At 69.0% G+C, this 12,840-nt stretch carries 13 protein-coding genes, 1 tRNA gene and 2 pseudogenes; 9 read left to right on the top strand and 7 right to left on the bottom strand.

Going from position 1 to position 12,840, the window contains the following annotated elements; genetic code table 11:
• From AOZ13_RS11295 to AOZ13_RS11280, 4 genes and pseudogenes are all read left to right on the top strand, one after another.
• A pseudogene (locus AOZ13_RS11295) lies at window positions 1–1,230 on the top strand (DEAD/DEAH box helicase); the annotation flags it as partial.
• 35 nt (window positions 1,231–1,265) lie between these two features.
• The gene (locus tag AOZ13_RS11290) at window positions 1,266–1,994 is read left to right on the top strand and encodes an endonuclease NucS domain-containing protein (RefSeq protein WP_020221308.1); all 729 of its coding nucleotides are present in this window, start codon (window positions 1,266–1,268) and stop codon (window positions 1,992–1,994) included.
• Between the two features lie 139 nt (window positions 1,995–2,133).
• Window positions 2,134–3,165, top strand: coding sequence for a tRNA-intron lyase (endA, locus tag AOZ13_RS11285; protein ID WP_020221309.1), 1,032 nt, complete (start codon window positions 2,134–2,136; stop codon window positions 3,163–3,165).
• A gap of 3 nt (window positions 3,166–3,168) precedes the next feature.
• The gene (locus tag AOZ13_RS11280; protein WP_020221310.1) at window positions 3,169–4,731 is read left to right on the top strand and encodes a tryptophan--tRNA ligase; all 1,563 of its coding nucleotides are present in this window, start codon (window positions 3,169–3,171) and stop codon (window positions 4,729–4,731) included.
• A gap of 1 nt (window position 4,732) precedes the next feature.
• Here AOZ13_RS11280 and AOZ13_RS11275 read toward each other — a convergent pair whose 3' ends face one another.
• The gene (locus AOZ13_RS11275) at window positions 4,733–5,422 is read right to left on the bottom strand and encodes a plastocyanin/azurin family copper-binding protein (protein WP_020221311.1); all 690 of its coding nucleotides are present in this window, start codon (window positions 5,420–5,422) and stop codon (window positions 4,733–4,735) included.
• Window positions 5,423–5,603: 181 nt separating this feature from the next.
• Here AOZ13_RS11275 and AOZ13_RS11270 point away from each other — a divergent pair, with 181 nt between their 5' ends.
• Genes AOZ13_RS11270 through AOZ13_RS11255 form a run of 4 tightly spaced genes read left to right on the top strand, consistent with a single transcriptional unit; the run spans window position 5,604 to window position 8,472 of the window.
• Window positions 5,604–6,185: a hypothetical protein gene (locus tag AOZ13_RS11270; RefSeq protein ID WP_020221312.1), complete on the top strand. Its 582-nt coding sequence runs from the start codon at window positions 5,604–5,606 to the stop codon at window positions 6,183–6,185.
• Between the two features lie 3 nt (window positions 6,186–6,188).
• Window positions 6,189–6,845, top strand: coding sequence for a QcrA and Rieske domain-containing protein (locus AOZ13_RS11265; RefSeq protein ID WP_020221313.1), 657 nt, complete (start codon window positions 6,189–6,191; stop codon window positions 6,843–6,845).
• A 5-nt stretch (window positions 6,846–6,850) separates the two neighbouring features.
• The gene (locus tag AOZ13_RS11260) at window positions 6,851–8,251 is read left to right on the top strand and encodes a cytochrome b (RefSeq protein ID WP_020221314.1); all 1,401 of its coding nucleotides are present in this window, start codon (window positions 6,851–6,853) and stop codon (window positions 8,249–8,251) included.
• 26 nt (window positions 8,252–8,277) lie between these two features.
• A complete protein-coding gene (locus AOZ13_RS11255; protein WP_020221315.1) occupies window positions 8,278–8,472 on the top strand; it encodes a hypothetical protein in 195 nt (64 codons plus the stop codon).
• On the opposite strand, the gene AOZ13_RS11250 is transcribed toward AOZ13_RS11255, so the two are convergent.
• The 6 genes and pseudogenes from AOZ13_RS11250 to AOZ13_RS11225 form a co-directional block, all read right to left on the bottom strand.
• Window positions 8,469–8,720 (bottom strand): glutaredoxin family protein, encoded by a 252-nt coding sequence (locus AOZ13_RS11250; protein WP_020221316.1) that lies wholly within the window; start codon window positions 8,718–8,720, stop codon window positions 8,469–8,471. The two genes, AOZ13_RS11255 and AOZ13_RS11250, sit on opposite strands and share 4 nt — an antisense overlap.
• Window positions 8,721–8,930: a hypothetical protein gene (locus AOZ13_RS11245; RefSeq protein WP_020221317.1), complete on the bottom strand. Its 210-nt coding sequence runs from the start codon at window positions 8,928–8,930 to the stop codon at window positions 8,721–8,723.
• 171 nt (window positions 8,931–9,101) lie between these two features.
• Window positions 9,102–9,175, bottom strand: a tRNA-Lys gene (locus AOZ13_RS11240).
• Between the two features lie 47 nt (window positions 9,176–9,222).
• Window positions 9,223–9,882 (bottom strand): DUF7119 family protein, encoded by a 660-nt coding sequence (locus tag AOZ13_RS11235; protein WP_020221318.1) that lies wholly within the window; start codon window positions 9,880–9,882, stop codon window positions 9,223–9,225.
• Window positions 9,883–10,308: 426 nt separating this feature from the next.
• Window positions 10,309–11,537 (bottom strand): annotated as a pseudogene (locus tag AOZ13_RS11230) (MBL fold metallo-hydrolase).
• Between the two features lie 52 nt (window positions 11,538–11,589).
• Entirely contained in the window at window positions 11,590–11,904 is a 315-nt protein-coding gene (locus tag AOZ13_RS11225) for a hypothetical protein (RefSeq protein ID WP_021780623.1), read from the bottom strand.
• 58 nt (window positions 11,905–11,962) lie between these two features.
• Here AOZ13_RS11225 and AOZ13_RS11220 point away from each other — a divergent pair.
• Window positions 11,963–12,840, top strand: an 878-nt coding sequence (locus tag AOZ13_RS11220; RefSeq protein WP_148294591.1) for an aldehyde dehydrogenase family protein, incomplete at its 3' end; no start/stop codon positions are given.

Raw genomic sequence — 12,840 nt, 5'->3', positions numbered from 1 at the left:
CGACCGGGCTACGACGACGTCGGCTACGGCTGGATCGTCTGCGACAACGCGGAGGCGGACAAGTACCGGACACTGCTCCGCGAGGGCAAGGAGATCGAGTCCGCGCTCGCCGCCGACCTCCCCGAGCACCTGAACGCCGAGATCGCGATGGGGACGGTCGACGACCTCGACGACGTGATGGCGTGGCTGGAGACGACGTTCTACTACCGGCGCGCGCAGTCCGCGCCCGACGCCTACGACTTCGCGAACGTCCGCGAGCGCGTGCGCGGCGTCCTCGACGACCTCGTGGACGAGGGGTTCGTCCGCGCGAGCGACGACCTCGGACTCACCGCGACGCAGTTGGGGGTGCTCACCTCCACCTACTACCTCGACATGGACACCGCGGTCGGCTTCCGCGACCTCGCCGAGGGCGACGTCGACGAGGCGGGCGTCCTCCGCGCCGTCGCGCGTTCCTCGGAGTTCGAGAGCGTGAGCGCACGGCGCGACGAGCGCGAGGCGGTCGCGTCCGTCCTCGGCGAGCGCGGCGACGACCTCGACGCCGGCCCGCGGAAAGTGCTCGGCGTCCTCTACGGCGCGATGCGGGGGTCGACGCCGCCCGAACTCCGCTCGGACGCGTGGATCATCCGGCAGAACGCCCTCCGCCTGCTCGCCGCGCTCGCCGAGTTCCTCGAACGGTTCGAGAAGCCGGACGGCGCGAACCTCGCGCACCGCCTCGAAGCCCGGATCGACACCGGCGTCCCCGCGGAGGCCGTCGAACTCACCGCGCTCGACGGCGTCGGATCGGGCCGCGCCCACCGCCTCGTCGACGAGGGCCTCACGAGCGTCCCCGACGTGCGCGACGCGGGCCGTGACGGTCTCGTGGACGCCGGGCTGTCGGGCGGCGTCGCGGACGCCGTGATCGAGCAGGCCGCCGCGCTCCCCGACGTCTCGATCGACTGGGGCGACTTCCCCGACTCGGTCGCGCGCGGCGAGAACAGCATGCAGGAGGTCACCGTCCACAACGACGGCGGGGCCGCGCGCGTCGTCTGTCGCGTCACCGCGACGCGCGATGGAGGGACCGGCGAGACCGTCGAGATGACGAGCACGACGACGTACCTCGACGACGCGACGACGCTCCCCGTCGGCGTCTTCGGCGCGGACGACGACGCGCTCGTCTACGCCGTCGAAGTCGTCTTCCCCGAGTCCGTCCTCGACACCGTCCACGAGGAGCGGACCGTCGAGATCGTCTGAGGGTTCTTGTAGCGGGAGGGCACCACCTCGCCCCGATGCAGGACGCGACCCGCGTGCTGGCCGGCGACTGTACCATCACCTACGAGGACGCGGATCGGGACGAGAAGCGCGGCGAGGTCGTCGTGCTCGTCAAGCCCGACAACACCGTGCTCGTCCACGACGCGGACGGCTATCAGCCCGCGTCGTGGCTGACGCGCGCGGACGTGGTGCGCTACGCGAGCGACGCCGACGGCGTCCGTCTCGTCGCCGGCTCCGGCACCGAACGCCTCGCCGTGCACAGCCACGAGGCGACGCTCGACACCTTCGCGCCCGTGACGCCCGCGGGACCCGAAATCGGCGACTGCCCGGATTGTGGCGGCCCGCTCGTGCGTGCGCGCGGCGAGGTCGTCTGCGTGGGGTGTCGAGCGCGCTACCCGCTGCCGCGCGACGCGACGGTACTCGACGACGTCTGCGACGACTGCGGTCTCCCACGGATCCGCGTCGAACGCGGTGCGGTCTTCGACCCCTGCCTCGATCGACACTGTGAATCCATCGACGAACGCGTCCGCGAGCGCTTCGACGGCGCGTGGGACTGCCCGGCCTGCGGCGGGACGCTGCGCATCGAGCGTCGGAACGCCCTTCGGGCGGCCTGCGAGGACTGCGAGAACGCGTACGCCGTCCCGGCGGGGACGGTCGCCGGCGAGTGCGACTGTGGCGGGCCGCGCTTCGAGACGGCGAACGGGACGCGCTGTCTCGCGACGGCGTGCCCGGCGCGCGCGCCGTAACGCGGCGAGCGGCCAAAGCGAGACGCGAGGTAACGCGGCGACCGACGGGAGACGCGGGACGTCCGAGCGCGAGCGGCGATGGCGAGACGCGAGGACCGCACCGTAGGCCCTTTAGTCGCCGGCGTCGCAGGATGACGGTATGAACGGTCAACTCCGGGGGGACCGCGTCGTCGTCGGCGGCGACGCCCGACAGCGGTTCCACGACGCCAGCGGGTACGGGGTGCCCCGTGATGGGAACGAGATCGCCCTCTCGCGCGTCGAGGCGGCGCACCTCCTCTTTCGTGGCGAACTCGACGCCGTGGACGAGATGGGCTTTCGCGAGTTCCTCGCGGCGGGCGACAGCGGTTTCAGCACCCGCTTTCTCGTCTATATGGACCTCCGCGATCGCGGTTTCTACCTCTCGCCCGCGCGCGAGGACTGGGTGGACGAGCCGGGCGACGCGGACTTCGTCGTCTATCCGCGCGGGAAGGGACCGCGAGACGACGAGATCGCCTATCGCGTCCGCGTGGTCGGCGAGCGCACGGACGTCCCCGCGGCCGACCTCGGCGGCACCGTGCTCGCCGTCGTCGACGAGGAGTCCGAACTCACCTACCTCGAAACCGAGCGCGTCGATCCGGACGGCGACACGGAGTACGAACTCGACGAGCCGGCCGAGGGCGTCCTCCTCGACGACCGCGTCGTCGTCTGGGAGCCGCCGCTGGCGCTCCACCGCTCGGCCTTCTACGGGCAGGAGTTCTCCAGTCGCGCCTCCGACGTCGGTGCGGTGCAGCTCTCGCTCGTCGAGGCCGCGTATCTCGGCGCGGAGGGCGATCTCGTCCTCCCGGAGCGCGACGGCGACGTGGACGCACTCGTCGAGCGCGGGCGCGCGGTCGAGCGCAGGCGCTTCGATCGACGGCTGCGCACCTACCGCGAACTCCGCGATCGCGGGCTCGTCCCCAAGACGGGGTTCAAGTTCGGCGCGGACTTCCGGACGTACGCTGACGTCGAGGACGTCGACGATCTCGGCCACTCGGAGTGGCTCGTGCGCTGTCTCGAACCCGGCCACGTCTTCGACCCGCGCGATCTCGCGCTCGACGTCCGGCTCGCGCACGGCGTGCGGAAGAGAATGGTTTTTGCGCTGGCACACAGAGACGAGATCACTTGGCTCGCCGCGAGCCGCCTCACGCCCTGATCCATGACTGTAGACGATACCGATACGACCGCGACGGACGGCGGGACGGAGACGACGGACGGCGCCGACGACCTCGCGCTCGACCCGTGGGGATCGTCGACGGTCTCCGACTACCGCAAGCTCTTCGACGAGTTCGGCATCGAGTCCTTCGAGGACGTCCTCGGCGAAATCCCGAATCCCCACTACCTGATGCGCCGCGCGATCATCTTCGGCCACCGCGACTATCGGCGCGTGCTGGCGGCGATGCGCGACGACGAGCCGTTCGCGGCGCTCTCGGGGTTCATGCCGACGGGCGATCCCCACATCGGCCACAAGATGGTGTTCGACGAGATCATCTGGCACCAGCGGCAGGGCGGGGACGCGACGGCGCTCATCGCCGACCTCGAAGCGCACGCGGCGCGCGACCTCTCGTGGGCGGAGATCGACGAGCACGCGAAGGATTACCTGCTCAGCCTGCTCGCGCTCGGCTTCGATCCCGAGGCGGGCACCCTCTATCGCCAATCGGAGAACCGCGACGTGCAGGATCTCGGCTTCGAACTCGGCATCGAAGCCAACTTCTCCGAGTTCCAGTCCATCTACGGCTTCGACGGCGAGACCGACGTCTCGCACATGCAGTCCGTCGTCACCCAGATGGCGGACATCCTCTCGCCCCAGTTGGACGAGCCGAAGCCCACGGTCATCCCGGTCGGTCCCGATCAGGACCCGCACGTCCGCTTCGCGCGCGATCTCGCCGCCCGGACGCGGTACTTCGGCGTCACGGAGGCGTACGCGTCCTTCGAGGTCGACGGCGACGACGAACGCGCGCTCCTCGCGCGCGCCTACGACGCGCTCCGCGCTCCCGACGCGGACGAGACGGTCCGCTGCGTCGACGCGGCCGACTGGCTCGCCGGCGCGGACCGCGAAGCCGACGTCGACGCCCGCGCGAGCGTCATCGAGAAACTCGAGGCCGCGGGGAAGGAGCCGCTCCGTCCGCGCGTGCGGTTCCTCGATCGGAACGCCACGGAGGAGGCCTTCGAGGCGCTCATCGACGCCGTCGACGGCGAGAAGCGGGTCTTCGAGTCGCACATCGACAGCTTCGACATGGGGCGCGGCGCCGCGGAGGCCCTCGCGCGCGAGGTCGAGGTCGATCACGGGGGGTACGGCTTCGTCCCGCCGTCCTCGATCTACCACCGCTTCATGACCGGCCTGACGGGCGGGAAGATGAGTTCGAGCATTCCGGCGAGCCACATCAGCCTCCTCGACGACCCCGAGGAAGGGTACGACAAGGTGAAGGCCGCGACGACGGGCGGCCGGACGAGTGCCGAGGAGCAGCGCGAACTCGGCGGCGAACCCGACGACTGCCCCGTGTACGAGCTGTACGCGTACCTCCTCGCGGCGGACGACGACGAGTTCGCGGAGCGCGTCTACGAGGAGTGTCGCGGGGGAGAGCGCCTCTGCGGCGACTGCAAGGAGCAGGCGGCGACGCTGATGCGCGAGTTCCTCGCGGAGCATCAGGAGAAGCGTTCGGAGGTCGAAGAGCGGCTCGAAGCGGCGGACATCGAGCTCGAGTCGCCGCGACGGCGTTGACCTAGATCTCGGTGTCGTCGGTGACGTCCTCCTCGTAGCGCCCGGAGAAGCGATCGGACTGGCTGAGGAGGTAGACGTTTCCGATCCCGAAGAGCGCCGCGCCCCCGAGCGCGAGGGTCGGGAGCGGGCCGCCGCCGGTCGACGGGAAGTAGGGATAGCCGAGCGCCTTCTCCTTCACGATCGTATCGGAGCCGGGCATGACGCCGCTACCGACCGCGTCCGGCGGATCACTGCCCTCGGCGGGACCGCCGGGACTCCCGCAGACGACGCGCCCGACCATCCCGAGCGTCTTGTGCGGGATGCAGTAGTAGTCGTACGTGCCCTCGACGGTGAACTGGTACGTGAACGACGCGCCCTTCTCCTTGAGCACGCCGGAGTTCCACGACTTCGCGCCGTCGGGGATCGCCTGCGTGCTCGCCTCCTGATTGCCCTTCGAGTAGGACGTCGTGGAGTGTCCGCCACTCTCGATGACCCACTTCACGTAGTCGCCCTTCTCGACGTAGAGACCGACCGGGCTGAAGTAGAAACTCGACCCGTCGGTGTACATTCCGACGACGTACGGGTCGCTCTTCGTGCCGGATCCCTGTCGGGGGTCGCTCCCGCTACTCTCCTGTGCGGCCGCCGAGCCCACGACGCCGCTCGCGGCGAGCCCCGCGCCACCTGCCTTGGTGATGAACTGCCTCCGTTTCATGACAACGCCGTCCGTGCGTGACTGTACTCAACCCCGGATTGAGTGTGTTTCGATAGCCCGCTCGTATTTAGTCTCGGCTGACTGCCCGCGCAATCGAAACAACGATGTACGTAACGGGGTAACGTCCGGACAGCGACGAGTACCGAGCGCCGCTGGCGCGCCGGGACTTCAAGGATTAACAATGAGACGCGAAACGGCCATCGTACTGGGACTCCTCGTCATCGTACTCGTGCCGCTGTGGTTCATCGCGATAGCGAGCGGAGGGAACAGCTTCGAGCAGATCGCGATACAAACGGGTCAGAACGTCTCCGTCGCACCGACCGGCACGTTCATGACGACGCCGACGGAGATCTCGGTCTACACCGCCGGCGTCGTCTCTTGGCTGGCGCTGTTCGGCCTCGTCGGTGCGCTCTTCTTGCAGGTGCGCTACGCGCACAACGTGGGTCGACGGACGGAAGCCATCGTCCCCGAGGAGGGAGACGCGCTCCCCTACGTTCCGAGCTTCGTCGAGAACGCCCACCGCCGGGTCGTCGCCTACTACCCCGCCGGTGCGAGTCTGCGCGGCGTCTGGCTCACTGCGCTCTTCACGTTCCTGAGCGTCGTCTTCGCCGCGCTGTTCGCCGGCGAGGCGCTCGGGCTCGCCCGAAATCAGTTCCTCGGATTCTACGGCGGGATCCTCGCGTTCTCCCTCGCCGAGACCGTCCTGATGTACTACACGCACTTCATGCCGACCATCGAGGTCGCGGAGGCACGCGATCACTAACTCATGTCAACGAACGACGATACCGACGTCGACACGGAGGCACAGCCCGCCTACGAGGAGGACGAACTCCAGACGACGCGGCGGAACGCGGCGAAGTTCTTCGCCGCGCTCGGCGGCGCCGCCGCGGTCGGGACCTTCGCGGTCAGCGGCCTGAAGGGACTCAACGACGCCGCCCTCTCCGGCGGTCCCGACTACAACTACAAGACCCTCTACGCGCAGGGCACGAAACTCGTCGACAAGGAAGGCAACGGCATCAAGGTCGGCGACATCCCGAAGGGGAGCGGCAACGAGAAGACGGTCTTCCCCGAGAAGAAGGGCGGTGGCGCCCTACAGGTGAAGACGGCGACTACGCTACTCGCCCGCTTCAGCGAGAGCGACTTCAAGAGTCCGACGAACACGGACGGAACAGTCGACGGGTACGTCGCGTACTCCGGCGTCTGCACGCACGCGGGATGCATCGTCTCGCAGCGCGCCGGGCCGGACAACGAGTACTTCCACTGCCCCTGTCACCAGAGCACCTACAACCCACTCGAGGGGTGTAAGGTCGTCGGGGGACCGGCACCGCGCGCGCTCCCGCAGCTCCCGATCGGGGTCACGGAGGACGACAACCAGCTCATCATCGCGACCGGTCCCTTCGAGGGACCGATCGGGCCACAGTAGAGAAGATGGCTACGACAACCGACACCGACGACGCCGCGGACGCACAGAAGTACGAGGGGAGCCGCGTCTACCGCTGGCTCGACGATCGGCTCGACCTGAACGACGAGTTCCTCGGGAAGGCATTCCCGGAGGACCGATACGCCTCCTTCCTCCTCGGGGAGGTGACGCTGTTCAGTTTCATCACCCTCGTCCTCACGGGGACGTTCCTCGGCCTGCTCTACCGGCCGGGCGCGGAGAGCATCACGTACGGCGGCATCGCCGCCGAATACGCCGGCAAGGAGGTGCCGGTCGCGTTCGCGTCCGTCCTCCGCATCACGTACGACATCCCGATGGGGATGTTCATCCGAATGGTCCACCACTGGGGCGCGTACCTCTTCATCGCCGCGATGGGCCTGCACATGCTCCGCGTCTTCTTCAGCGGCGCCTACCGCAACCCGCGAGAACTCAACTGGATCGTGGGCGCGACCCTGCTCTTCCTCGGTCTCGTCGAGGGGTTCATGGGATACGCGCTCCCGTTCGACGAGTACGGGTCGACCGCGACCGGCATCGGATTCGAACTCGCCGGCGGCATCCCCGTCATCGGCGAGACCGTGAAGAAACTCGTCTTCGGCGGGGTCTGGTCCGACAACGCGTCGGCCATCCTCCCGCGGATGTTCTTCTATCACGTCTTCCTCATTCCGCTCATCCTCGGGGGTCTCATCGCCGTCCACATGCTCCTGCTCATCCGGCAGAAGCACACCGAGCAGAAGAGCTCGCGTGACGCGGAGGCGGACGTCGCGGGCGACGACGAATCCGTCGTCACCGGCGTTCCCCTCGTCCCGAATCAGCTCGCCGTGACGCTCATCGTGTTCTTCTCCGTCCTCGGCGCGCTCGCGTTCCTCGCCGGTCTCTTCCCCGTGCAGCGTCTCCCGCTCTGGGGCCCGAACGATCCGTTCAGCACGCCGAGCGGCGTCGCGCCCGACTGGTACTTCATGTGGGTCTTCGGCGTCCTGAAGATCATTCCGGACTTCGTTCCGCGCGCGGAGTTCGTCGGCGGCGTCCTCGTTCCGGGCGTCGTCGCGACGGTCCTCGCGCTCTGGCCGTTCATCGACTACAAGAAGGACGCGGTCCACTTCACCGCCGATCCGATCGAGCGGCCGCCGCAGACGGCCGTCGGCGTCGGCGCCGTCACCTTCGTGTTCATGCTCTCCATCGACGGCATGAACGCGACGGTCGCGAACCTCCTCGGGCCGAACGTCGCCACCGCGACCGCGACGCACTACCTGCTCTACTTGACGATCATCGTCCCGATCGTCTGGGCGCTCATCACCTACTACGTGCTAAAGCGCGGCGTCGAACGCCGTGAGTCGTCGAACGCGATGCCGAGCGACGACAGCGACACCGCAGCGGCGGTCTCAGACGACTGATAGGCGCTCTCCTCACACCTCTCACGATGTCCCCGCTTTCCAGCCTGTCCCCGCGTCGCTACCGGTTTCTCGATCGCGTCACGAAACTCCTCGGTCTCTTCCTGTTGACGGCGGCGCTCGTCCCGGGCGCACTCCACGGCCCGCCGAAAATCGCCTGCGGCGTGCTCGGCGTCGTGCTCGGCGTCGCCACGGTGTTCCTCGAACCGACGGACGAAAACTAGGCGGCGTTCTCGACGGCCGCGCGGAACTGTTCTTCGTCGACGCGATGCTCGAAGGTCGTGCCGTCCTCGACGCGCACGTACGGGACGCGCTCGCCGTACTCCGCTTCGAGTTCGGGATCGGTCTCGACGTCGCGCGTCACCACGTCGATCGTCGCCTCGACGTCCTCGGCGACGCGTTCGATGGTCCGCTCCGCCTCGAGACAGAGGAGACAGCTGTCGCGTCTGTAAACGGTGACGGTGACGCCCATCTACTCCGCGCGGTAGACGAGCGCGAGGAGCGCGGCGCCGACGAGGAGCGTGAGCACGGAGCCGACGACCTGCACGATCATCACGACGGCGCCGCCGGTGTACTGCCACGGCGTCCCGACGAGCGTCGCGATCGCGGCGAGCGCGAGGTAGACGCCGAGAACGGTGCCCAGCGCGTCGAACGGTTCGTAGCCGGCGAGAGTGCCTGCCATACGCGAGCCTTCGGCATCGTCGCCCCTAACGCTACCGGAACGCGCCGTCGCATCGCTCGACGAGTCGCGAAAGCGGGCCGAGCGCGATTTGAACACTCGGACGTCGCTCGCCCTGCTCGCGCCGTCATGTCTTCAAATCTCGCGGTCGCACCGCTCCTCGACAGCTGAAAGCGGGCCGAGCGCGATTTGAACACGCGACCGTCTGGTTAAAAGCCAGACGCTCTGCCGGACTGAGCTATCGGCCCTCGTGAGGTACGTGGGGGCCGCGGCGTTAAACGTTTACCATCGCGCACTAATCGAGATACCGTTCGAGCGCGTCGGTCACGACGCTACCCGGTGCGACGTCCTCGACGGCGGCGTGGCGCCGCAGCTCGCGGTAGGTGTCGAGCGGGAGCGAGACGGTGAGTTCGCCGGGTGTGACGCCGCGCTCGCGCAGCGCCTCCTCGATGGGGCGCCCGTCGTTCACCTCGCTCGCGATGGCGCGCACCTCGCGGACGGTCAGGTCGTTGTCGATGGCGGCGAACGCGAGCTGATAGCGCGCCTCCCCGCCGACGCGCGCGATGTGCTTGGCGGCGGTCGGGGCGATGTGACCGACGGCGACGTGCCGACGGACGGGTCGCGGGAGGTCGTGGACGCGCGCCCACTTTCGGATGAACGAGACGGTGACTCCGTCGCCCGCGCGTTCGGCGGCGGCCTTATAGGAGCCTTCGGCGCGCACGAGCGCGGCACACGCGGCCGCGCCGCGGAGCATGTAGAAGCGGTCGTCACCGAGTTCGCCGTGCGCGAACGATATGACGGTTTCGGCGGCCTCCGCCACGCTCTCCGGATCGTCGGGATCGAACTCGACGGCCTCCTGTGCGCGCTCACCGGCGACGCGTTCGTCGCCGCGGATGACGGGTCGCCCGACCGGCGACTCACGGTCTGTCGGCGGGATCTCTGACCCGTCACTCATACTATTCGATAGAACGCGAACGATATAAAGGTCTATTCCTCGGCGCGGCGCTCGCTGAGGTGCTCCCAAATCTCGGTGCACCCCGCCCCCGGCTCGACGTCGTCGAGATGGTCGTCCCCGTCGCGGCCGGCGTCAGTTTCAGTCTCTGCCATGTGATCCACGATACGGCGTCCACGGGGATAAGCACCCCCTCGGGCGCACTACCCGCCTTTGCTCCCGGTTAGTGGCCGTTCTCGCTCCTATCGGGGACGACGATACATCGCCCGGATACGGCGGTACCGATCGATACAGCCGGCCATATCGCCGGACTCCCCCGACTCGTGCACGAATCCGGGACGGCGCGCGCCCGTTACCGGCAATAATATCCGGTTACCCGTTTCGGTGGTGTCTCGTTGGCACGCCACAGTCCGTCGATCCGGACGGACGTCAGACGGTACGCGACTCGCCCGCCGCCGGCGCCGCGGCGTTAAACCCGTCCGCGCGGAGGTCGGCGGCGAACCGAGCGGTCGCGTCACCGTGCACCGCGAAGACGCGCGCGTCGCGGTAGTCGGCGAGGAACGACCGGAGACCGTCACCGTCGGCGTGCGCCGAGAAGTCGAACGACTCCGTGCGCGCCGCGACCGGGAGAACGCGCCCGTCGAACTCCGCACGGCCGCGTTCGAGGAGGTCGTGTCCCGGCGTTCCCGCCACCTGATGGCCGACGAACGCCACGAGGTTCGTCGGGGTCGCTCGGACCTCCGGCACGTACGTCATCGCCGGTCCGCCCGTGAGCATCCCCGACGTCGTGACGATCACGGTGTTCTGCCGCGCGATCCGTTTCTTCTGGCCCCGCCTCCCGTGACGAAGCGCGCGTTCCCCATCGCCGAGCGAAACGCCTCGAAGTCGCGGAGGAACCCGGGCGTACGTCGGAGCCGTTTCGCCACCGCGACACCCATCCCATCGACGTAGCAGTCGATATCGTGGGCGGCGCAGACGAGCATCGCCTCCTGCGTGCGTCCGATCGCGAACGCGGGGACGACGACGGTGCCGCCGCGGTGGACGGTCTCCCGGAGTTCGCGCGCGAAGCGACGCTCCGTCTCGCGGCGATCACCGCGCGTGACGTCCGCGTACGTGCTCTCGCAGACGACGACGTCGGCCTCGGGGCGGGCCGTCGATCCGGTCAGCAGTCGCTGGTCGGCGACGTGGAAGTCGCCCGTGTAGAGCAGCCGCGTCTCCCCGTCGTCGACGAGGACGTGCGCGCTCCCCGGGATATGTCCGGCGTCGAACAGCGTGACCTCGTGACCCGCCGCCGTGAACGGCTCGCCGTACCCGTGGGTCTCCGACGCTTCGCCGAGCGCGCCGACCTCCGCGCGAGTGAACGGGCGGTCGTAGCGCCCCGCCTGCAGTTTCAGCGTGTCCCGTGCGAGCAGATCCGCGAGTTCGCGCGTCGGCGGCGTCCAGTGGATCGGCGGCCGACGACCCCCCTTCAGCAGGCTCGGCACCGCGCCGACGTGATCGAGGTGGGCGTGCGAGACGACGACCGCGTCCGGGTCGACATCGGGCGGCGTCCGGACCGGCGTCCCGCCCTCCAGCCCGTAGTCGAGGAGGAGGGAGCCGTTCACCAGCAGAGCGCTCCGCCCGATGGCGTCGACCCCGCCGAGGAACCGGATGTCCATACGCCCGGAAGGACCGGCCGCGCTTTGGTCCCGTCGGTGCGCGGTATCGAGGTCACTCCCGCCAGCGGCGGACGACGAACTCGGCGTATCCGCCGTGGGCGAGGTCGAGGCTCCCGACCCACCAGTTCCACCGCGAGACCACGCGCTCGTCGGGCGCGTCGTCGAGGTGTTCGACGACTTCCGCGGGCGTGAGTTCGCGACCCGTGTCGGCCTCGTAGCGGCCGCTCACCGCGAGATCCGCGGCGAGCCGCGCGACCGCCGCGCGCTCGGCCTCGCTCCCCGGGAACGCCGCGAGCGCGCTCTCGAACGCCTCGACCGTCGCCGTCACGCCGCCCGCTTCGCGTTCACCCTTGAAGATACTGGTCATCGTGTCCCTCGCTCCCACCTCCCGCTTTATCCGAGACGCACCCGAAGCGGTGGACGACATGGCCGAGTTCTCCATCGACGCGGACTGGAACGCGCTCTACATCGACGGCGAGTGGCGCGCGAGCGAGAGCGGCGACACCATCGACGTCGAGGACCCCTCGACGCGCGAGCGGATCGCGACCGTCCCCGCGGCGACCGAATCGGACGTCGACGCCGCCTACGAGGCCGCGGCCCGCGCGCACGAGGAGTGGGCCGAGGCGCCGCCCGCGCGACGCGAGGAGGCCGCCCGGAGCGCGCTGCAGGCGCTACAGGATAACGCGGACGAGGTCAAAGACCTCCTCGCACACGAGATCGGCGGCTCCGAGATCATGGGCGAGACGTCGATCCAGCTCGCCTCCGATCAGGCGGGCGAGGCGGCGACGCTGCCGCGACGGATGAAGGGCGAGCACGTCGATTCGAACGTCCCCGGAAAGGAGAACCTCGTGCAGCGGGAGGCGAAGGGTGTGGTAACGGTCATTAGCCCGTGGAACTTCCCGCTGAACCTCTCGATGCGGGCGGTGGCGCCGGCGATCGCGGCGGGGAACAGCGTGGTGCTCAAGCCCTCGACGGAGTCACCGATCACGGGCGGCCTCCTCTTCGCGAAGCTCTTCGAGGGCGCCGACCTCCCCGACGGTGTGCTGAACGTCGTGACGGGGCGCGGGTCGAGCATCGGCGACCGCGTCGCCTCCCACCCCGAGAGCGACGTCGTCGCCTTCACCGGTTCGACCAGCGTCGGCAGGCACGTCGCGGGGCTGGCGGGCGAGAACCTCGCGGTGCCCGCGATGGAACTCGGGGGCAACAACGCCCACGTCGTCACCGCGGACGCCGACCTCGATCGCGCCGTCGATGGCGGCGTGTTCGGGACCTTCGTGCATCAGGGGCAGGTGTGCATCTCGAT

Source organism: Halarchaeum acidiphilum MH1-52-1 (genome assembly GCF_000474235.1).
Classification (GTDB): domain Archaea; phylum Halobacteriota; class Halobacteria; order Halobacteriales; family Halobacteriaceae; genus Halarchaeum; species Halarchaeum acidiphilum.
The sequence above is the reverse complement of the archived record's forward strand: the minus strand, read 5'-3'. Positions and strand labels throughout refer to the sequence as shown.